Annotated in this window: 19 protein-coding genes; 14 read left to right on the top strand and 5 right to left on the bottom strand. The window is 53.6% G+C overall.

The window, feature by feature from the left end; translation table 11 throughout:
* Positions 1-10 precede the first annotated feature (10 nt).
* Together grxC and EXW94_RS14090 are read right to left on the bottom strand one after the other, a co-directional pair.
* Entirely contained in the window at positions 11-262 is a 252-nt protein-coding gene (gene grxC, locus EXW94_RS14095; protein ID WP_010426371.1) for a glutaredoxin 3, read from the bottom strand.
* An 11-nt stretch (positions 263-273) separates the two neighbouring features.
* On the bottom strand, positions 274-705 hold the full coding sequence (locus tag EXW94_RS14090; protein ID WP_010426372.1) for a rhodanese-like domain-containing protein: 432 nt from the start codon (positions 703-705) through the stop codon (positions 274-276).
* Positions 706-953: 248 nt separating this feature from the next.
* On the opposite strand from EXW94_RS14090, the gene gpmM reads away from it, so the two are divergent.
* From gpmM to EXW94_RS14065, 5 genes are read left to right on the top strand one after another with little or no spacing between them, the layout of a single operon-like run.
* Complete coding sequence (gene gpmM, locus EXW94_RS14085) at positions 954-2,498, top strand: 2,3-bisphosphoglycerate-independent phosphoglycerate mutase (RefSeq protein ID WP_174340358.1); 1,545 nt, start codon at positions 954-956, stop codon at positions 2,496-2,498.
* Positions 2,499-2,531: 33 nt separating this feature from the next.
* A complete protein-coding gene (gene envC / locus EXW94_RS14080; protein ID WP_228864679.1) occupies positions 2,532-3,791 on the top strand; it encodes a murein hydrolase activator EnvC in 1,260 nt (419 codons plus the stop codon).
* A 3-nt stretch (positions 3,792-3,794) separates the two neighbouring features.
* Positions 3,795-4,745 (top strand): divergent polysaccharide deacetylase family protein, encoded by a 951-nt coding sequence (locus EXW94_RS14075; protein WP_174340357.1) that lies wholly within the window; start codon positions 3,795-3,797, stop codon positions 4,743-4,745.
* Positions 4,746-4,754: 9 nt separating this feature from the next.
* On the top strand, positions 4,755-5,960 hold the full coding sequence (locus EXW94_RS14070) for a glycosyltransferase (RefSeq protein ID WP_174340356.1): 1,206 nt from the start codon (positions 4,755-4,757) through the stop codon (positions 5,958-5,960).
* 15 nt (positions 5,961-5,975) lie between these two features.
* Positions 5,976-6,890 (top strand): hypothetical protein, encoded by a 915-nt coding sequence (locus tag EXW94_RS14065; RefSeq protein ID WP_010426382.1) that lies wholly within the window; start codon positions 5,976-5,978, stop codon positions 6,888-6,890.
* A 27-nt stretch (positions 6,891-6,917) separates the two neighbouring features.
* Here EXW94_RS14065 and tdh read toward each other — a convergent pair whose 3' ends face one another.
* Both tdh and kbl read right to left on the bottom strand, forming a co-directional pair.
* Positions 6,918-7,946: an L-threonine 3-dehydrogenase gene (gene tdh / locus EXW94_RS14060; protein ID WP_174340355.1), complete on the bottom strand. Its 1,029-nt coding sequence runs from the start codon at positions 7,944-7,946 to the stop codon at positions 6,918-6,920.
* Between the two features lie 9 nt (positions 7,947-7,955).
* Positions 7,956-9,152, bottom strand: coding sequence for a glycine C-acetyltransferase (kbl, locus tag EXW94_RS14055; RefSeq protein WP_042717746.1), 1,197 nt, complete (start codon positions 9,150-9,152; stop codon positions 7,956-7,958).
* Positions 9,153-9,367: 215 nt separating this feature from the next.
* On the opposite strand from kbl, the gene rfaD reads away from it, so the two are divergent.
* From rfaD to EXW94_RS14025, 6 genes are read left to right on the top strand one after another with little or no spacing between them, the layout of a single operon-like run.
* The gene (rfaD, locus tag EXW94_RS14050; RefSeq protein WP_174340354.1) at positions 9,368-10,300 is read left to right on the top strand and encodes an ADP-glyceromanno-heptose 6-epimerase; all 933 of its coding nucleotides are present in this window, start codon (positions 9,368-9,370) and stop codon (positions 10,298-10,300) included.
* 2 nt (positions 10,301-10,302) lie between these two features.
* The gene (rfaF, locus tag EXW94_RS14045) at positions 10,303-11,349 is read left to right on the top strand and encodes an ADP-heptose--LPS heptosyltransferase RfaF (protein ID WP_108417300.1); all 1,047 of its coding nucleotides are present in this window, start codon (positions 10,303-10,305) and stop codon (positions 11,347-11,349) included.
* Positions 11,350-11,352: 3 nt separating this feature from the next.
* Positions 11,353-12,336, top strand: a complete 984-nt coding sequence (rfaC, locus tag EXW94_RS14040) for a lipopolysaccharide heptosyltransferase RfaC (protein ID WP_174340353.1) — start codon at positions 11,353-11,355, stop codon at positions 12,334-12,336.
* 3 nt (positions 12,337-12,339) lie between these two features.
* Positions 12,340-13,449, top strand: coding sequence for a glycosyltransferase family 9 protein (locus EXW94_RS14035; RefSeq protein WP_174340352.1), 1,110 nt, complete (start codon positions 12,340-12,342; stop codon positions 13,447-13,449).
* A gap of 5 nt (positions 13,450-13,454) precedes the next feature.
* Positions 13,455-14,363, top strand: coding sequence for a glycosyltransferase family 2 protein (locus EXW94_RS14030; RefSeq protein ID WP_148400197.1), 909 nt, complete (start codon positions 13,455-13,457; stop codon positions 14,361-14,363).
* Complete coding sequence (locus tag EXW94_RS14025; RefSeq protein WP_126815715.1) at positions 14,351-15,562, top strand: O-antigen ligase; 1,212 nt, start codon at positions 14,351-14,353, stop codon at positions 15,560-15,562. Before EXW94_RS14030 ends, EXW94_RS14025 begins: the two co-directional genes overlap by 13 nt.
* A gap of 23 nt (positions 15,563-15,585) precedes the next feature.
* Here the strand turns inward: EXW94_RS14025 and EXW94_RS14020 are convergent, their stop codons facing one another.
* Complete coding sequence (locus tag EXW94_RS14020) at positions 15,586-16,542, bottom strand: polysaccharide deacetylase family protein (RefSeq protein WP_174340351.1); 957 nt, start codon at positions 16,540-16,542, stop codon at positions 15,586-15,588.
* A 150-nt stretch (positions 16,543-16,692) separates the two neighbouring features.
* On the opposite strand from EXW94_RS14020, the gene rfaQ reads away from it, so the two are divergent.
* Genes rfaQ through EXW94_RS14005 form a run of 3 tightly spaced genes read left to right on the top strand, consistent with a single transcriptional unit; the run spans position 16,693 to position 19,987 of the window.
* Complete coding sequence (gene rfaQ, locus EXW94_RS14015) at positions 16,693-17,760, top strand: putative lipopolysaccharide heptosyltransferase III (protein WP_174340350.1); 1,068 nt, start codon at positions 16,693-16,695, stop codon at positions 17,758-17,760.
* A complete protein-coding gene (locus EXW94_RS14010) occupies positions 17,760-18,887 on the top strand; it encodes a glycosyltransferase family 4 protein (RefSeq protein WP_089598276.1) in 1,128 nt (375 codons plus the stop codon). The genes rfaQ and EXW94_RS14010 overlap by 1 nt, the downstream gene beginning before the upstream one ends.
* Before the next feature lie 2 nt (positions 18,888-18,889).
* Positions 18,890-19,987, top strand: a complete 1,098-nt coding sequence (locus tag EXW94_RS14005) for a glycosyltransferase (protein WP_029484913.1) — start codon at positions 18,890-18,892, stop codon at positions 19,985-19,987.
* The last annotated feature ends 7 nt before the right edge of the window (positions 19,988-19,994 follow it).

Raw genomic sequence — 19,994 nt, 5'->3', positions numbered from 1 at the left:
CTAAAGTCTCTTAGCTCAGCAGCGGATCGAGTCCACCACGGGCGTCGAGCGCATACAAGTCATCACAGCCACCAATGTGCTGCGCATCAATGAAAATCTGCGGAACCGTCGTGCGACCACTGCGTTGGATCATCTCTTCGCGTTTAATCGCGTCACCATCTATCGGCAGTTCCTGGAACGTTACGCCTTTGCTGTTCAGCAGTGCTTTCGCACGGTGGCAGAACGGGCAAGTTGCTTTGGTGTAGATCTCAATATTGGCCATCACTGAACTCCTTATTTACCGCGAACTAAAGGAAGATTTTCCCCGCTCCAGCCGGAAATACCTTCTTTCAGTACCGTTACGTTTTCGAAGCCTGCTTTATGCAGTGCGTTGGCAGATTCCTGCGCCTGCATGCCGGTGCCGTCAACAACGATGATCGGCTGGGCTTTATGTTTTTCCAGCTCACCAATGTTGTTCGCTTTGATTTCAGCAGGCAGCAGGTTAATAGAGCCTGCAATGTGACCTTTGCGGAAATCGTCGCGCTGACGCAAATCGACGACGACGGCGTCTTCTTTGTTGATCAGACGTGTCGCTTCACCGCGGGTGATCACCTTAATTTTAGACGTCAGTCCCTTAAAGGTGGTGAACAGCACAGCGACCAGCAGGCCAATCCACGCGATGCTCAGAACCGGGTGGCGGCTAACGAATTGCATAATTTCTTGCATGGGGGGTAACAACTCCCGACTAAGTGATTAAAAAAACCAGGACAGGAGTATACCTGTGCGTTGTGGCAAATACAGCCAGCGACAATAAGCTAATCGATTTTCTGCGGCATGCCACGAAAAAAAAGCCTCAAAATGTCCGGGGAAGTGCCTTGCCCCTACGCATTCTTTGATCTTCTGCGGCTATTTGATCGATTCAGCTGTAGTAAAATTACGCAAATTTTTCGTCTCTTGAGCATGAGGTTGTCGCAATGTCGGTTTCTAAAAAACCTATGGTACTGGTGATTCTGGATGGCTATGGCTACCGTGAAGACAGCCAGGATAACGCTATTTTCAACGCCAAAACGCCGGTGATGGATGCACTGTGGGCGAAACGCCCTCATACCCTGATTGACGCGTCTGGCCTGGAAGTGGGCCTGCCGGACCGCCAGATGGGCAACTCCGAAGTCGGTCACGTTAACCTGGGCGCGGGTCGTATCGTGTATCAGGACCTGACGCGTCTGGACGTTGAAATCAAAGAACGCACCTTCTTCTCCAACCCAACGCTCGCAGGTGCCGTAGATAAAGCCGTTGCCGCAGGTAAAGCCGTGCACATTATGGGCCTGCTCTCTGCGGGCGGCGTGCACAGCCACGAAGATCACATCATGGCGATGGTTGAACTGGCCGCCGAGCGCGGTGCGGAAAAAATCTATCTGCACGCTTTCCTGGACGGCCGCGATACGCCGCCACGCAGCGCAAAAGGCTCTCTGCACGCCTTGGAAGAGAAATTCGCCGCGCTGGGCAAAGGCCGCGTGGCGTCCATCATTGGTCGTTACTACGCGATGGACCGCGATAACCGTTGGGATCGCGTTGAACAGGCCTATGACCTGATGACCCAGGCAAAAGGTGAATTCCAGTTCGCGACCGCCGTTGAAGCACTGGAAGCCGCTTACGCACGCGATGAAAACGACGAATTCGTGAAAGCATCGGTCATTCGTGCTGAAGGGCAGGCTGATGCCGCCATGGAAGATGGCGACGCGCTGATCTTCATGAACTTCCGCGCTGACCGCGCGCGCGAAATCACCCGCGCATTCGTGAACAGCGACTTCGACGGCTTCGCCCGCAAGAAGGTGGTGAAACTGGACTTCATCCAGTTGACTGAATACGCCGCAGACATCAAAGCGCCTTGCGCGTATCCGCCAGCATCTCTGGCAAACACCTTCGGCGAGTGGATGGCGAAGAACGACAAAACGCAGCTGCGTATCTCTGAAACCGAAAAATACGCGCACGTCACCTTCTTCTTTAACGGCGGCGTTGAAGAGCCGTTCAAAGGTGAAGACCGCATTCTGATCAACTCGCCGAAAGTTGCTACCTACGACCTGCAGCCAGAGATGAGCTCTGCCGAGCTGACTGAAAAACTGGTTGCGGCCATCGAAAGCGGTAAGTACGACACCATCATCTGTAACTACCCGAATGGTGACATGGTGGGCCACACCGGCGTGATGGAAGCAGCGGTTAAAGCAGTTGAAGCGCTGGACAACTGTGTCGAGCAGGTAGCAAAAGCCGTTGAGTCTGTGGGCGGCCAGCTGCTGATCACCGCTGACCACGGTAACGCAGAGCAAATGCGCGACCCGGCGACCGGCCAGGCACACACCGCGCACACTAACCTGCCTGTTCCGCTGATTTATGTGGGTGATAAATCACTGAAAGCAGTGGAAGGCGGCAAGCTTTCCGACATCGCGCCAACCATGTTGACGCTGATGGGCATGCCGATCCCTGAAGAGATGACTGGTAAGCCGCTGTTCATCGTGGAATAATCGCTCCCCATGAGGGGAAAGGCGATTTTTTCAATCACATGGGTCGTGAAGCCGCTTAGGTTATCAGTCAGACCTCTGTTTTACGCCAGCGCACTCAGCGCTGGCGTATTGCTGTGCGCCGCATCCGCCCACGCGGATGACCGCGACCAGCTGAAATCCATTCAGGCCGATATCGCCGCCAAAGAGCGTGCGGTACGCCAGCAACAGCAACAGCGTTCCTCACTTCTTGCCCAGCTTAAGCAGCAGGAAGAGGCGATCTCCGCCGCCGCACGCAAACTCCGTGAAACGCAAAACACCCTCGCCCAGTTGAACAAACAGATCGATGAGATGAACGCGTCGATAGCCAAACTGGAACGCCAGCGTGATGCCCAGGAGCGCAATCTTGCCGCACAGCTTGACGCCGCGTTTCGTCAGGGTGAACACACCGGCCTCCAGCTGATCCTCAGTGGGGAAGAGAGCCAGCGCGGCCAGCGTCTGCAGGCCTACTTTGGCTACCTGAACCAGGCGCGTCAGGAGACGATCGCGCAGCTGAAGCAGACGCGCGAAGAGGTCACCACCCAGAAAGCCGAGCTGGAAGAGAAGCAGACCCAGCAGCAGACGTTGCTCTACGATCAGCAGGCCCAGCAGGCGAAGCTGGAGCAGGCGCGCAACGAGCGTAAGAAAACCCTGTCCGGCCTTGAGTCTTCCATTCAGCAAGGTCAGAGCCAGCTGAGCGAAATGCGCGCCAACGAATCGAAACTGCGTAACAGCATTGCGCGAGCAGAAGCCGCGGCGAAAGCGCGCGCGGAAAAAGAGGCGCGCGAGGCGCAGGCCGTTCGCAACAAGCAGCAGGAAGCGTCCCGTAAAGGTACCACCTACAAACCAAGCGAAAGCGAACGTTCTCTGATGTCGCGCACCGGCGGTTTAGGCTCGCCTCGCGGCCAGGCTTACTGGCCGGTTCGCGGTTCCATTCTGCATCGCTATGGCGAACAGCTGCAGGGTGAACTACGTTGGAAAGGGATCGTTATCGGTGCGTCTGAAGGTAGCGAAGTGAAAGCCATCGCCGATGGCCGCGTGATCCTGGCCGACTGGCTGCAGGGTTACGGGCTGGTCGTGGTGGTCGAACACGGTAAAGGCGACATGAGCCTTTACGGCTACAACCAGAGCGCGCTGGTCAGCGTCGGCACTCAGGTGCGCGCAGGTCAACCTATCGCCCTTGTGGGCAGCAGTGGCGGTCAGGGCCGCCCGTCACTCTATTTCGAAATTCGTCGCCAGGGTCAGGCGGTCAATCCACAGCCGTGGTTGGGAAGATAAGTTTTGCTTCAATTTCGTCGAATGATTCTCTCCGTCGCCAGCGCACTGGCGCTGGCTGCACCGGTATACGCAGGCAAACTCGCTATTGTCATTGATGACTTCGGTTATCGTCCGCACTATGAAAATCAGGTGCTGGCGATGCCGTCAGCGATCTCCGTTGCGGTCCTCCCCAATGCACCTCACGCGCGGGAAATGGCGACCAAGGCCCATAACAGCGGTCATCAGGTCCTGATCCACCTGCCAATGGCACCGCTTAGCAAACAGCCGCTGGAAAAAGACACGCTTCGTCCGGACATGAGCAGCGATGAGATCGACCGCATCATCCGCGACGCCTACAATAAAGTGCCGTATGCCGTCGGCCTGAATAACCACATGGGCAGTGCGATGACGTCCAGCCTGTACGGTATGCTGAAAGTAATGCAGTCGCTGGAGCGCTACAACCTCTATTTCCTCGACAGCATGACCATCGGCAACAGCCAGGCCCTTCGAGCCTCTCAGGGAACCGGCGTGAAGGTGATCAAGCGCAAGGTGTTCCTGGATGACACGCAAAATGAAGCGGATATTCGGGTGCAGTTTAATCGTGCTGTACAGCTAGCCCGCCGCAACGGCTCAGCCATTGCCATCGGCCATCCGCATCCTTCAACGGTGCGCGTGCTGCAACAGATGCTGCCGACCTTACCTGCTGATATCACGCTGGTGCGACCGAGCGATCTGCTCAATGAACCGCAGGTGGATACGTCTCGTCCTGGCAGCGCACAGCCGCCAGAAACGCAGCCGCGTAATCCGTTCAGCGGCGTAAAAAACTGCAAGCCAAAACGGCCGCTTGAACCGGTGCATGCGACCCGCTTCTTCACAGTAATTAGCGAAAGCGTGAGCCAGAGTACGCTGGTGCAATATTTCCAGCATCAGTGGCAAGGTTGGGGTAAAAAGCCCTTCCCCGCGACAGGTGACTAAGGTAGAAAGATGCCGCAACGACACAAAATCCTGCTCCTCGATACCGGTAAAGAATGGGGAGGAGGCACCAACAGCATGCTCGAACTTCTGAAGCGCATTAATCGCGAGAAGTTTGATATCACCTGTTGTTTTTACTCCGACTACAGCCGGGCCGAAGGGCAAACCATCGGTCAGGTGTTGAATGGCATTGGCATCCCGTTAATTGTCATCCCTCAGCATAAGCAGCCCGCGTGGGCGAAGATTGCAAAAGAACTGGGTCGCAGCCTGCTTTTCTTCTCGCGCAGCGGCCGCAAGGCCGTCACGCGCCATATCGATACGCTCTGGCGTATTCGCCCCAACGTCAGCAAAATCGAGACGATTTTCAGGGAAGGCGGTTTCGATACGTTATACATGAACAACCAGCCAGGTTCTAACGAAGAGGGTTACCTGGCGGGAGCTAAACTGCGTGCGCGGATCATCCAGCACTGCCGCATTGAACCGGTGCTGGCGCCGCCGCTGGTAAAGCTGGTGAATGCCCATGCCACAAAAATCATCGCCGTCTCGCACGGCGTTGAGCGCGTGTTACTTCAGCATGGCGTCCGGCCTGAGCTGTGCACAACGGTCAACAATGCCATCGACATCCACCAGCCTTTACCGGATCGACGCGCCATGCGTCATCGCCTGAACATTGATGACGATACGTTTGTCTTTGGCAGCATTGGATCGTTAATTCCTCGCAAAGCCAGCCACCACACGCTGGCGGCGCTGGCACAGTTCAGCCGCAGGGAACCCGACGCAAAATGGAAGATGGTGCTGGTGGGTGAAGGTGCAGAGCGTGCCGCATTAACCGCGCAAGCCAAAGAATTGGGCATTGAGAACAACGTGATTTTCACGGGCTTCCAGAATACGCCATTTGACTACCTTGCCACGTTTGACGCGTTTATACTCGCCTCAAAAAGCGAAGGGTTGCCTCGGGTAGTGCTGGAAGCGATGCTGCTTAAAATCCCTGTTATTGGCTCTCAGGTGACGGGTACGGCTGAATTGATTGATCATGAGTCAACGGGGCTGCTCTTCCCCTGGAGCGATGTTTCACAGCTTGCTCAGCATCTGAATAATATCTGGGCGGATGCAGACCTGCGGGCTCGACTGGCTGCGGCGGCATACCAGAACGTCTGCCATACCTACGCTATCGAAAACTATGTCAGCGGTGTCGAAGCCGTTCTTGGCGCGCACTAACCAAACGAGAAGAACATGTTTAAATTCCTGAATGCTCGCTACCGCCACATCACCGGGCGACATAACATTCCGTACGCTTCCCTTCCGGTCACGCGCGATCTCGTTGCGGTGGATTCCATCGTGATCCCGTGTACGGGCGCAGATTTCGTCGAAGAAGCGTTATTGTCAGCGACGTTTGCAGAACGTTACGCCACTGCCGTCAGCGAGATCGTCATCGTCAGCGATCAGCCTGAATCCGCCTTCGGGGTACTGCCGCCGAAAACCCGCGTAGTGACGCTGAATCTTCCGGTTCGTGAGGAAGGTTACCGCTATAAGCAGATCTACCTCAGCCGTCTGGTGAAGCTTAACGCCCCGCTGCAGGCGCGCGGTGAAGGCGTATTGATGATCGACTCCGATCTCAACCTGCTCAAGATGCCCGAGATCAACATGGCCGACATGCACATCTACTCCAGCTTCCGTCAGGGCAAAATGATTGCCAAGCTGGACGGCGCGCCAGCGGAGAAAGTGCCAGCCTATTACAAGGAGACGGTGCGTCCGTATCTGGTCGATCACGTTAACGGCGCGTTTCTTGCGGCAACCAAAAAAACCTGGCGCCGCATCTGCCCGCTGTGGCTGACGCTGTTCCAGGATACCTGGGAGCTGATGGACGACACGCAGCCGCCGACCGATCAGCTGCCGCTCGCCGCGCTGCTGGACATGCTGGATTTAAAAACGGTTAACCTGGGTGACTGGATGAACTGGCCGGTCTCCAAGAAGATTGGCGGTCAGGAAGCCGTTGTACCGAAAGAGGTGATTGGCGCGCACGGCGGTTTCCCTCTCTCCGAATGGCAGAAGTATCTTGAATCGCCGGATAACGCGCTGCTGTTCAAAGGTCAGGACTACACCCGCAAGGTGCGTTACCTGACGGACGAAGAGAAAAAGAATCAGTGAAAAAAGGGGCCGCAGGCCCCTTTTTGATTACTTATCCCAGCTCAGGATCACTTTCCCTGACTGGCCGGAACGCATCGCGTCAAAGCCCTGCTGGAACTCATCAATGGAGAAACGATGAGTAATAATCGGGGACAGATCCAGACCGGACTGGATCAGCGCCGCCATCTTGTACCAGGTCTCGAACATCTCGCGGCCATAGATACCCTTGATGAACAGCCCCTTAAAGATGACTTTGTTCCAGTCGATGGACATATCTGACGGCGGAATACCCAGCATCGCGATACGGCCACCGTGGTTCATGGTGTCGAGCATGGTGCGGAACGCCGGTGGCGCGCCGGACATCTCCAGACCCACATCAAAGCCTTCGGTCATGCCCAACTCTTCCATCACGTCGGTCAGGCTCTCTTTCGAGACATCCACCGCGCGGGTAACGCCCATCTTACGCGCCAGCGACAGACGGTATTCGTTCACGTCGGTGATCACCACGTTGCGCGCCCCTACGTGCTTCGCTACGGCTGCCGCCATAATGCCGATGGGGCCTGCGCCGGAGACCAGCACGTCTTCACCCACCAGGTCGAAGGAGAGCACCGTGTGTACCGCGTTGCCGAACGGGTCGAAGATAGAGGCCAGATCGTCAGAGATGTTGTCCGGAATTTTGAACGCGTTAAACGCCGGGATCACCAGGTATTCCGCGAAGCAGCCCGGACGGTTTACGCCCACGCCGACGGTGTTGCGGCACAGGTGCGTACGTCCGCCGCGGCAGTTACGGCAGTGGCCGCAGGTAATATGGCCTTCGCCAGAAACGCGATCGCCAATTTTGAAGCCTTTCACTTCCTGGCCGATACCGACCACTTCGCCGACGTATTCGTGACCGACAACCATCGGTACCGGAATGGTTTTCTGCGACCATTGGTCCCAGTTGTAGATGTGAACGTCAGTGCCGCAGATGGCTGTTTTACGAATTTTGATCAGCAGATCGTTATGACCGACTTCCGGCTCCGGCACGTCGGTCATCCAAATCCCTTCTTCCGCTTTCAGTTTGGATAACGCTTTCATCACACGTCCTCAGGCAATTACGCCCAGCTGTTTGCCGATGCGGGTAAAGGCTTCCACCGCACGCTCAATTTGTTCAGGCGAATGCGCCGCAGACATCTGGGTGCGGATACGCGCCTGACCTTTTGGCACCACCGGGAAGAAGAACCCGGTGACGTAAATCCCTTCTTTCTGCAGCTCGCGGGCAAACTTCTGCGCAACGACCGCATCGCCCAGCATGACCGGAATGATCGCGTGGTCAGCTCCGGCCAGGGTAAACCCTGCGGCGCTCATTTTTTCACGGAACAGACGGGCGTTGGACCACAGGCGGTCGCGCAACTCAGCGCCGGACTCCACCATCTCCAGCACTTTGATGGAGGCAGAAACAATCGCCGGTGCCAGGGAGTTGGAGAACAGATACGGGCGAGAGCGCTGACGCAGCCACTCAACCACCTCTTTGCGCGCGGCGGTGTAGCCGCCAGATGCGCCGCCGAGCGCTTTGCCCAGCGTACCGGTGATGATGTCCACGCGGCCCATCACGTCGCAGTATTCGTGGGAACCGCGGCCGTTTTCGCCGACAAAGCCGACCGCGTGAGAGTCATCGACCATCACCAGCGCGTCGTACTTGTCTGCCAGGTCGCACACGCCCTTCAGGTTAGCGATCACGCCGTCCATGGAGAACACGCCGTCTGTGGCGATCAGCACGTGGCGAGCCCCCGCTTCGCGGGCCTCTTTCAGACGCGCTTCCAGCTCAACCATGTCGTTGTTGGCGTAGCGGAAACGCTTCGCTTTACACAGGCGTACGCCGTCGATGATGGAGGCGTGGTTCAGGGCGTCGGAGATAATCGCATCTTCTGCGCCAAGCAGGGTCTCAAACAGACCGCCGTTAGCGTCGAAGCAGGAGGAGTACAGAATCGCGTCTTCCATTCCGAGGAAGCTCGCCAGCTTTTGCTCAAGCTGCTTGTGGCTGTCCTGCGTACCGCAGATAAAGCGTACGGAGGCCATGCCGAAACCGTGGGTGTCCATGCCTTTTTTTGCAGCGGCAATCAGCTCAGGGTGATTCGCAAGACCCAGGTAGTTATTCGCACAAAAGTTGATCACATGGCTGCCGTCGGCAACGGTGATGTCCGCCTGCTGAGCAGACGTGATAATACGCTCTTCCTTGAACAACCCTTCCGCACGTGCGGTGTCGAGGTCGCTGTTTAACTGTTTGTAAAAATCACCACGCATTGCAATTCTCCAGACTCGGCAAATTTCGGCACATATTACCCAAACCTATAGTTCATGACGAGATGACGCAGTATCTCTTCTCGTTTTTGCAGCATAAATCACGTGTAACCCTGCTGCATATCGGTGAATGGCTGAAGGGTCGCCATACTAATGATATGATATGAATATTAGCGTCCGGGATTGTCCCCGGGCTCCACACTTCAAAGGTTACAGTTATGATCATCGTTACCGGCGGCGCGGGCTTTATCGGCAGCAATATTGTTAAGGCTCTCAATGACAAAGGCATCACCGACATCCTGGTGGTTGACAACCTGAAAGACGGCACCAAGTTCGTTAACCTGGTGGATCTGAACATCGCTGATTACATGGATAAAGAAGACTTCCTTATCCAGATTATGGCGGGTGAAGAGTTCGGCGAGATCGAAGCCATCTTCCACGAAGGTGCGTGCTCCTCCACCACAGAGTGGGACGGCAAGTACATGATGGACAACAACTATCAGTACTCCAAAGAGATCCTGCACTACTGCCTGGAGCGTGAAATTCCGTTCCTGTATGCCTCTTCCGCGGCAACCTACGGCGGCCGCACCTCTGACTTCATCGAATCGCGCGAGTACGAGCAGCCGCTGAACGTCTACGGTTACTCTAAGTTCCTGTTCGACGAATACGTGCGTCAGGTTCTGCCAGAAGCGAACTCGCAGATCGTCGGCTTCCGCTACTTCAACGTTTACGGGCCGCGCGAAGGCCACAAAGGCAGCATGGCAAGCGTGGCGTTCCACCTGAACACCCAGTTGAATAACGGCGAAAGTCCAAAACTGTTTGAAGGCAGCGACGGCTTCAAGCGTGACTTCGTCTACGTAGGCGACGTTGCAGCCGTAAACCTGTGGTTCTGGGAAAACGGCGTGTCCGGTATCTTCAACCTGGGCACCGGCCGCGCGGAATCCTTCCAGGCGGTGGCAGACGCGACGCTGGCGTACCACAAGAAAGGCAGCATTGAGTACATTCCGTTCCCGGATAAGCTGAAAGGCCGTTATCAGGCGTTCACGCAGGCCGATCTGACCAACCTGCGCGCCGCAGGCTACGACAAGCCGTTCAAGACCGTTGCCGAAGGCGTAGCGGAATATATGGCCTGGCTGAACCGCGACGCGTAAGTATGAAGATTCTGGTGATCGGCCCGTCATGGGTGGGCGACATGATGATGTCGCAAAGTCTCTATCGCACGCTCAAGGCGCGCTATCCCCAGGCGATAATCGACGTGATGGCACCCGCATGGTGCCGTCCGCTGTTGTCGCGTATGCCGGAAGTGAACGAGGCGATCCCGATGCCGCTCGGCCACGGGGCGCTGGAAATCGGTGAACGCCGCAAGCTCGGCCACAGCCTTCGCGAGAAGCGCTATGACCGCGCGTACGTGCTGCCAAACTCCTTTAAGTCCGCCCTCGTGCCTTTCTTTGCGGGCATTCCGCACCGTACCGGCTGGCGCGGTGAAATGCGCTATGGCCTGCTGAACGACGCGCGGGTGCTGGATAAAGAGGCCTGGCCGCTGATGGTGGAGCGCTACGTGGCGCTGGCCTACGACAAAGGGGTGATGCGCAGCGCGAAAGACCTGCCGCAGCCGCTGCTCTGGCCACAGCTTCAGGTTAACGACGGGGAGAAATCCCACACCTGCAATGCGTTTGGACTTTCATCCGAACGCCCGATGATTGGCTTCTGCCCCGGTGCAGAGTTCGGTCCGGCGAAACGCTGGCCGCACTATCACTACGCCGAACTGGCGAAACAGCTGATCGACGAAGGCTACCAGATTGTGCTGTTTGGCTCGGCGAAAGATCACGAGGCGGGTAACGAAATTCTCGCCACGCTGAGCAACGAGCAGCAGGCCTGGTGCCGCAATCTGGCTGGCGAAACGCAGCTTGAGCAGGCGGTTATTTTGATCGCCGCCTGTAAGGCCGTGGTCAGCAACGACTCTGGCCTGATGCACGTGGCCGCCGCGCTGGACCGCCCGCTGGTGGCGCTATATGGCCCAAGCAGCCCGGACTTCACGCCGCCGCTGTCGCATAAAGCGCGCGTCATTCGTCTCATCACCGGCTACCACAAGGTGCGTAAAGGTGATGCTGCTGAGGGTTATCATCAGAGCCTGATCGACATTACGCCAGAGCGCGTCCTTGAAGAGCTCAACGCCCTGCTGTTGAGCGAAGAAGGATAACGAATGCGGGTATTGATCGTTAAAACGTCTTCAATGGGTGATGTTCTGCATACGCTGCCGTCGCTGACGGATGCGATGCAGGCCATTCCCGGCATTCGTTTCGACTGGGTGGTGGAAGAAGGCTTCGCGCAGATCCCCACCTGGCATGAAGCGGTTGATCGCGTGATCCCGGTGGCGATTCGCCGCTGGCGCAAAGCGTGGTTCTCCGCCCCCATTAAAGCCGAGCGCAAAGCCTTTCGCGATGCGGTGCAGGCTCAGCGTTACGATGCCATCATCGACGCGCAGGGGCTGGTCAAAAGCGCCGCGCTGGTGACGCGTCTGGCGCACGGCGTAAAGCACGGTATGGACTGGCACACCGCCCGCGAACCGCTGGCAAGCCTGTTCTATAACCGTCGCCACCACATTGCAAAACAGCAGCACGCCGTCGAACGCACCCGGGAGCTGTTCGCGAAAAGCCTCGGCTATGCGAAACCCGACACTCAGGGCGATTACGCCATTGCGCAGCATTTTTTGCGTAATACGGCCCCCTACACTCAGCCTTATCTTGTCTTCCTGCATGCCACAACGCGCGACGATAAGCACTGGCCGGAAACGCACTGGCGAAGGCTGATTGAACTAATGCAACCTTGCGGTATCCATATTAAACTCCCGTGGGGCGCTGAACATGAACGACAGCGTGCGGAGCGTCTGGCCGCAGGATTTTCGCATGTTGAGGTTTTGCCTAAACTCACGCTGGCACAGGTTGCTGCGCAGTTAGCGGGTGCGAATGCTGTCGTTTCCGTTGATACGGGATTAAGCCATTTAACCGCTGCGCTGGATCGTCCAAATCTGACGATTTTTGGCCCGACCGATCCGGGTTTGATTGGGGGTTACGGTAAAAACCAGCATCAGATGGTCAGCCCGACTCAGCAAACAAAGGATATTAGCGCAGATGCGATTTTTTTATTTTTACAGGGTAGCCACTGGCTTTCCAACAGGGATATTTAACCCATGAGTTATGTATTTCTGCTGATTTTACTCTTTCCGGTGAAGCTCATCCGGAAGCTGTTTCGTAAGGACACAGGTAAAAACCTTGTCATTCAAACAGCCAAAATCGGTGACTTTGTTAATGCTACGCCCCTCCTGGCGTACCTGCAAAAAAGCGACGTGCTTATCAGTCGCAGCGTGGGTGCGCTGGCGAAGCATGATGACACTATCGAGCAGATTTATTTTATCGAGCAGCATAAGCGCAATCTGTGGCGTAAGCTCTGCTTTGCCTGCAGGATCATGAATCGCTATGACAACGTGTATCTCCTGCAACCCAACAGCGTGAACCTCTTTTTCGCTTCCGTCTGTAATGCAAAAAACAAACAATTTTTAAGCACTTATACGCGCAGATGGTATCACGGCATTTTCTATACCACGGCTGACGGTACCGTTGAGCATGGTAAACAAACGTTGTCGGTCACAAACTATCTAAAGCTGGCGGACCGCTCGCTAACGTGGCAAGACTCCCCAAAGCACGCTACCAGGCCACTTTTTAAGCCGCAGACCTGGCCGGAAATCCTTGATAAACCCGGCGTTATCCGCATCGGCATCAGTATCGCTGCCGGGAATAAAGCGAAAACCGTTCCGCCCATTATCTGGAAGCGAATTGTTGAGCATCTCGCTGACCTGCCCTGCGAGTTTTATGTATTTGGTGCGCCCAATGAGCAGCCGTGGATGGATGATATCACCCGTGCTTATGGTGAAATGCCTAATTTCACCAACCTCATCGGGCAAATCTCCCTTGAAGAGCTTCCCTGGGCGATTTCAAAGATGGATTGCTATATCGCATCGGATTCGGGGAACGTTTATATTGCCGACGCGGTAGGTGTGCCGGTGGTGTTGCTGTTTGGACCATGCTGTCACTATGAACAGCGTCCGCTTGGCAATGTGTTGTTGATTGGTAATGACGACAATATTTGTTCTTATGTGTTTGAAACGCGTTATTATTTTTCACAAGAACGCGAAGCGTTATTCGCGGTAACAGAAGACGCGCTACGCGAGCTTAAACATTTTATCTGCGAGTTACCTACCGTTAACGCAACCACCTATGCTTTTGATGCTCAGGGAAACTAATTTCTATGGCTTTTCTTAGCGTCATTATTGCCGCGCATAACGCCGAAGATACGCTTCATGCTACGTTAGAAAGCCTGCATGCCGCGATTGATAATGCGGGTGATGCTGTTGAAGTCATTATCTTTAATGACAGTTCCGATGATGCCACCCAGGATATTATCGAGAAATGGTTGCCTGCGTTCCCGCACGCGCAATCCCGGTACGTTGAGTACCGTAACGTCGGTCATGTTCGGAACAGTGCAGTGTCTCTGGCATCAGGCGATTACATCACGATGCTGGATAGTGATGATCGACTGAAGCCTTGCAGCCTCAGGGACGCAGTGGCTTTTTTGAAAGCACAGCGTCCAGATATGCTCCTGACGCGCTTGCTGGAAATTCGTGATATCAGGAAAATCACCGCGTTCTGGCAGGGCTTTACACCCATCGCTTTATCACAGAAAGAGGCGATAAAGCGTTTCTTGCAGCATAAAGAGTTTCAGGCACATCTCATCGGTCAATTTATTCATCGGAAGTTGTACGAGAGCAATCCCATTCCATCGATGGTCTGTTACGAAGACTTTGCGGTATTTCCTGCCATGCTCATGCAGGCAGAAAAAATCAGCTATCAACGCCAGGGCCATTACTATTACATCAAACGTAGCGACAGTTTGTCGAGTCGTCTAGACGCCAGTAAAATTACGACACTTGTTGAATGTACATTAAAGATGGAAAAAACGTTTCCGCAAGCGTTTAAAAATCTGATTAATTGTCACTGGTTTGATATCTACAGTAACCATCGGCAACACCTTACCGATCAGCAGCTCAAATTCGTTAAATCACGGGTAAATGCGCTTTATTCGCTATCATTTTTCTTATCCAGCGATGTTCGTTTCAGCTATAAAAAAAGGGTTATTGAGGCATTATGGAAAAAGTAAAGTTAAGACTTTATCAGTTAACACTAGTATTGAGCCTTATCTCTTTAGCTCTGGTACTTGTTAACTCTGGAAAGCAAAGAGAGTTTTTCTATATTGCTATCTATATCAGTATAGTCGGTTTAGCATTTGAATATAAAAAAATATTCTGGCGTCCTTTTAGCATAGCTTATCCTGTAATGTTAGTAGGGTTACTTAATCTAATTTGGTATTTTACTTATGAACTACACAATGAGGGCCTTAATGCTTACAGCGATTATCTTGGAGCCAGTAAAAAATTAATTCTATCCAGTCTCTTAATCTTTTATCTAGACCGTTTTAAAAGTTATGTAAAAAAAGAAGATTTTGAGAAATATTTTTTAGTCACAACGGCGTTCGGTTTTATCCTGGCTACAGGCTATGGTATTTATCAGGCTACACAAGGGATTATTCGTGTAGAGATGGCTATAAATCGCCCAACCATCGCAGCTTATATCTACTCTGTTCTATCATTAGCACTTGTATATTGCTTGTACCTTAAGAAAAATGTGACGTTTTATGTATTGGCGGGCTTCGTCGTCTTGATATCGTTCTTCCTGATTCTATTGACTGCCACGCGCGCCGCCATGGGACTTTATCTCATACTGGCTATTTTTCTCACCCTCTATCAGTTCAGAAAAATACATCTTAATTCCTTGATGATTTTTTTATGCATAGTTGCAGGCATCATTATTGTTAGTTACAAGCCGCTCATCTCCCCTAAAATAAAACAAACAGTAAGTGAAATAGAGAATTATCAGAAAGGTCATGATGCAACTTCCCTGGGTGCTCGTTTTTCAATGTGGAATGTTGGCCTTATGACTGGCATTGCGCATCCACTGGGACAGTCCATTGAAAGTAGGGAGTTGTGGGCTCGGGATTACGTCAAAAATGGTCATTCTCATGTAGCAGCAGCGCTTGGTTACATTAAAATTCATTTACATAATGAATTCATAGAGAGATTTTCGCTGCAGGGAATTCCAGGGGTTGTAATATTGTGTTTCTTCTTTTTTTCCGTCATCGCTTATGCGATGAGAAATAAAAATGGCCTACTGCTGACAACCATGCTCCTGCTTTTGCTGTATGGCCTGACCGACGTTATATTGTTGAGCTCAGAAGCCTTGATCTTCTTTGTTACCCTGTTTGCCTTGAGTACACCCTTTTCGCAAACCAGACAACGCTGATGATAATGCCCGCTGCGCGGGCATTAATTTTTTTTGTACTGATAAAACTCCGCCAGCGTCATCCCTACGGTTTTATCTGACAACCACGCAAACAGCGCTTCCAGATCGCGATACAAGCCCTCAATCGCCGCTTCATCCTTAAACGTGGGGCTCCCGCCAGGCATAAACTCAGATGAATGAAGCATAAACTCCACGTAATCATTCCCCTGCGATAAGCACTGTTGCGCGACCTGAATCATCTGCGCGGAGTTCCCACCAGACGGTCGTAGCCAGTTCACGGACGGTGAGCGATATTTACCGCGAATACGATCGTAGCCCTGCTTGACGGCATTCAACCAGGCCGGGTGTTTATACTGAATACTCATCGGGACTTCGAGTAGCGGGCTATTACCCGCCCGGGAAATATCATCCGTGTCCATGAAGTAGGCATGGTCAGGGAAATGCTGATAATTCGTTCCGCCACTCCCCTGCGGGGCACCTTTCGCGTTGCGCCAGTTCACGCGCGGCGTAACGGAACAATCAACCTGATAGCCCAGTTCAATAAGCAATTTGGCATAGCGGCTATCAAAGGCCCAGCGCCCGGCACGATGGCTCAGCATTTTGGTCTGGAAGGTCTCTTCCAGCAGGCGGGTCATGAAGAGCACTTTTTCGCGCATCATCTCGTCTGAAAACTCAATCAGATACGGCTGCCAGCGCCAGTCATCACCCGTGAGATCGTGCTCCGGCGGGCTATTCCAGGCATGCAGGTGCATACCCACTTCCCCCTGACCGCGAGCAATAACGTCCCTTGCGAATTCAATGAAAACGGGCTCGATTGCCATCTCATAGTTTGTCAGCCAGACGGGCTTAAAACCAAAACGTTCGCAAAGCGCCTGAAAGCGCGCCAGGTAGCGTGCGTTTTCCGTTTTGATCGCCCGATGGTTTTGCCAGAGATTATCGCCTTCGGTATCGATCGTGATGATAAACGCTGGTTTTTTCATAATGAGTCCATGAGACAAAGTAGTTAGCGCTATGTTACGCACGCCTCAAAGCAGGAGTAAACCCTTCCAGGGAAATTCCTGACATTGTGGAGAAAGAGTGCAAGTCGCTACCAGGTCTATTAGAATTGCCAACAGTACAACGCCGATAAGATGATGATGAATAACTTACCTGACACGCCTGATTTGCGCATTTTACTGATCAAACTTCGCCATCATGGTGACATGTTACTCACCACTCCCGTCATCGATTCGTTACGCCAAAAATGGCCTGAGGCGCAAATCGACGTGCTTCTTTATGAAGAGACACGCGATATGCTCGCCGCGCACCCGGCGATCGGCACAATTTATGGTATCGATCGCAAATGGAAGCAGTTGGGCACGCTGAAGCATCTCCAGAAAGAGTGGCAGCTGCTTAGCACATTAAGAAGACAGCATTATCACCTGGTGATTAACCTTGCCGATCAGTGGCGCAGCGCCATCGTCACGCGCTTCACCGGTGCCCCGGTTCGCCTCGGGTTTGCCTTTAATAAGCGCAAGAGTGCATTCTGGCGGTTTTGTCATACCAATTTGGTCTCTGTCGCGAATCACCCGTCCCTGCACACCGTTGAGCAAAACCTTTCCGTCCTGTCAGCGCTGCCGGTTGACCCAAAACCCGCCGTCACCATGGCTTATCGCCCGGATGACTGGCAACACGCACACCACCTCTTAACGCAAAAAGGTGTAGGTGAGCGATACATCGTGATTCAACCCACGTCGCGCTGGTTCTTCAAATGCTGGGATGAAGGAAAGATGGCGCAAACCATCACCGCCCTGCAGCAGGAAGGCCACACCATCGTTCTCACGGCTGGCCCGGATAAAAAAGAGATGGCAATGATCGATCGCATTCTCGCTGCCTCACCGAAAACGGGTGTCGTCTCGCTGGCAGGTCAATTGACGCTGCGTCAACTGGCATCCCTTATCGATCATGCGCGTCTGTTTATCGGCGTGGATTCCGTGCCGATGCATATGGCCGCGGCGCTTCAGACACCCTGCGTGGCGCTGTTTGGCCCCTCAAAGCTGACGTTCTGGTCTCCGTGGCAGGTCAACGGGGAGGTTATCTGGGCCGGTGACTACGGCCCGCTCCCCAATCCGGACGCCATTGATACAAACACCAAAGAACGCTATCTCGACGCCATTCCCGTAGATGCTGTCGTCTCCGCTGCAAAGAGATACCTGTAATGAAACACCATCGCCTGGCGATTGTTCGCCAAAAATATCGCCCTGATGGCGGAGCGGAACGTTTCGTCTCCCGCGCGCTGACGGCGTTAAGCAATCAAAACCTTGAGCTCAACGTTATCACCCGCGAATGGCAGGGAGAAAAGCAGGACGACTGGCATATCCACATTTGTGACCCGCGCAAGTGGGGACGCATCAGCCGCGAACGCGGTTTTGCGCATGCCGCCCGCGCACTGTGGCAGCAGCAGCAATTTGATATTGTACAAAGCCACGAGCGCATCCCGGGCTGCGATATTTACCGCGCAGGCGATGGCGTTCATCGCCGCTGGTTGCTGCAGCGTGCGCGGATTCTGCCCGCCTGGCGCGCACAAATGCTCATGCACGATCGCTACCACCGCTACGTGATGAATGCCGAACGTGAAATGTACCAGGCTCCTGAGTTGAAGGCCGTTATCTGTAATGCGGAGATGATCAAACGCGAAATCGTCGAAGACTTTGATATTGACGCAAAAAAGATACATGTGATTTATAATTCAATTGATTCCAGCCGCTTCGTTCCGGCCGAGGAAGCACAGCGTGCCGCGCTGCGTCAGCAGTTTGGTCTACCAACCCACGCCGTTGTGTTTTGCTTTGTAGGCTCAGGATTTGAACGAAAGGGGTTAGCCAGCGCCATACGCGCTATCGCGGGAACCGCGGCGTGGCTGATTGTGGTTGGGCAGGATAAAGCGGAAAATCGTTATCGTGAACTCGCCCGTTCACTCGGCTGTGAAGGGCAAATCCGTTTCCTGGGGATGCAAAAAGAGACGTTGCCATTTTACCAGCTATCCGATGGTTTACTGCTGCCAACGCTGTATGATCCCTTTCCTAACGTTATTCTTGAAGCGATGGCCTGCGGTTTACCTGTCATTACTTCAGAGAGTTGCGGCGGAGCCGAATTTATTGAGCAAGGCAACAACGGATTTTACTGTGACGCACTTGATATCAACACGTTGAAGGAGGCAGTAGCCGCCATTCCTTCTCTGGAAAAGAATAACAATATGGGGCTAGCGGCACGTGAACGTGTAAAAGAGGCCACCCCCGAAAAACTATCAAGTCAGCTTATTTCGCTTTATCAAAAATTACTGGATTAAAAATGCGCATCCTAATGATTATTGATGGTTTACCCGGTGGAGGAGCTGAAAAAACAGTTCTTACACTTTCCAGCGGATTGATCGAAATGGGGCATCAGGTCTCCCTGTTCTCCCTGCGGAAAGTGTGCGACTACGCCATCCCGGAAGGCATCGATTTTCAGGTTATTCAGGATACGTGTAAAAAGCCGTGGCGGAAGCTGACGGAGATCCCGCGCCGCGCCCGACTGCTGGATAATGCGATTAAGCAGGCTGAACGCAGTGGAAAATTTGATGTGGTGTTCTCCCACCTGCATAAAACTGACCGCATCGTGGCGCACTGCCGCGCACTGGAACGCGATAAAGTCTGGTTCTGCGTACATGGCATGTTCTCGTTCTCCTATCTGCGCCATCGCAGCGGTCTTTCGCGCTGGTTTAAACATTATAAGATTCGTCATACCTACGAAAACCGCAATGTTGTGGCCGTCTCAGCCGCCGTGTTGAAAGACCTCTCGGAAACGCTGGCAATCGATCTTCGTCGCCAGGCAGTTATCCATAATCCTTTCGATATTCCAGAAATCCAGCGTCTGGCGGACGAACCCTATGAGATGCAGGGACAGGATTACCTTATTCACGTCGGTCGCTTCCACGAGCATAAACGTCACGATCGTCTCTTACGCGCCTTTGCGCTGAGCCAGATAGAGACAACACTGGTCATGATGGGAAATGGCGCCGACGCTAAAATTCAAAAACTAAAACAGCTGGCTACCGAGCTGGGCATTGAAAACAAAATTGTTTTCCGTCCATTCCAGCCCAATCCCTATCCATGGATCAAAGGCGCACGCCTCTTAGTGTTAAGCTCTGACTGTGAAGGTTTTGGTAATGTATTGGTCGAATCCATTATCTGTCAGACACCGCCCGTCAGTACAAACTGCCCGGGTGGACCCGCTGAAATCCTCACAGGCGACTTAGCGCGCGGGCTGACAGCATTAAATGATGAGTCACTGGCAAAAACGCTGGCAGATATCTATGCCTCTCCGCCAGTCGTTGATCGCGCAACGATCGCATCGTTCGGCATCAATGCTATCTGCCAGCAATATATTGCTTTGGTCGACAATCCATAATAATCAG

The sequence above is a fragment of the Enterobacter sp. JMULE2 genome, from assembly GCF_013337145.1.
Classification (GTDB): Bacteria; Pseudomonadota; Gammaproteobacteria; order Enterobacterales; family Enterobacteriaceae; genus Enterobacter; species Enterobacter mori.
This window is presented reverse-complemented; position numbering and strand designations above follow the sequence as displayed.

Coding starts and splice junctions, on each gene's coding strand:
- grxC (WP_010426371.1), bottom strand. CDS start 262: ATGGCCAATATTGAGATCTACACCAAAGCAACTTGCCCGTTCTGCCAC.
- EXW94_RS14090 (WP_010426372.1), bottom strand. CDS start 705: ATGCAAGAAATTATGCAATTCGTTAGCCGCCACCCGGTTCTGAGCATC.
- gpmM (WP_174340358.1), top strand. CDS start 954: ATGTCGGTTTCTAAAAAACCTATGGTACTGGTGATTCTGGATGGCTAT.
- EXW94_RS14070 (WP_174340356.1), top strand. CDS start 4,755: ATGCCGCAACGACACAAAATCCTGCTCCTCGATACCGGTAAAGAATGG.
- EXW94_RS14065 (WP_010426382.1), top strand. CDS start 5,976: ATGTTTAAATTCCTGAATGCTCGCTACCGCCACATCACCGGGCGACAT.
- tdh (WP_174340355.1), bottom strand. CDS start 7,946: ATGAAAGCGTTATCCAAACTGAAAGCGGAAGAAGGGATTTGGATGACC.
- kbl (WP_042717746.1), bottom strand. CDS start 9,152: ATGCGTGGTGATTTTTACAAACAGTTAAACAGCGACCTCGACACCGCA.
- rfaD (WP_174340354.1), top strand. CDS start 9,368: ATGATCATCGTTACCGGCGGCGCGGGCTTTATCGGCAGCAATATTGTT.
- rfaF (WP_108417300.1), top strand. CDS start 10,303: ATGAAGATTCTGGTGATCGGCCCGTCATGGGTGGGCGACATGATGATG.
- rfaC (WP_174340353.1), top strand. CDS start 11,353: ATGCGGGTATTGATCGTTAAAACGTCTTCAATGGGTGATGTTCTGCAT.
- EXW94_RS14035 (WP_174340352.1), top strand. CDS start 12,340: ATGAGTTATGTATTTCTGCTGATTTTACTCTTTCCGGTGAAGCTCATC.
- EXW94_RS14030 (WP_148400197.1), top strand. CDS start 13,455: ATGGCTTTTCTTAGCGTCATTATTGCCGCGCATAACGCCGAAGATACG.
- EXW94_RS14025 (WP_126815715.1), top strand. CDS start 14,351: ATGGAAAAAGTAAAGTTAAGACTTTATCAGTTAACACTAGTATTGAGC.
- EXW94_RS14020 (WP_174340351.1), bottom strand. CDS start 16,542: ATGAAAAAACCAGCGTTTATCATCACGATCGATACCGAAGGCGATAAT.
- rfaQ (WP_174340350.1), top strand. CDS start 16,693: ATGATGATGAATAACTTACCTGACACGCCTGATTTGCGCATTTTACTG.
- EXW94_RS14010 (WP_089598276.1), top strand. CDS start 17,760: ATGAAACACCATCGCCTGGCGATTGTTCGCCAAAAATATCGCCCTGAT.
- EXW94_RS14005 (WP_029484913.1), top strand. CDS start 18,890: ATGCGCATCCTAATGATTATTGATGGTTTACCCGGTGGAGGAGCTGAA.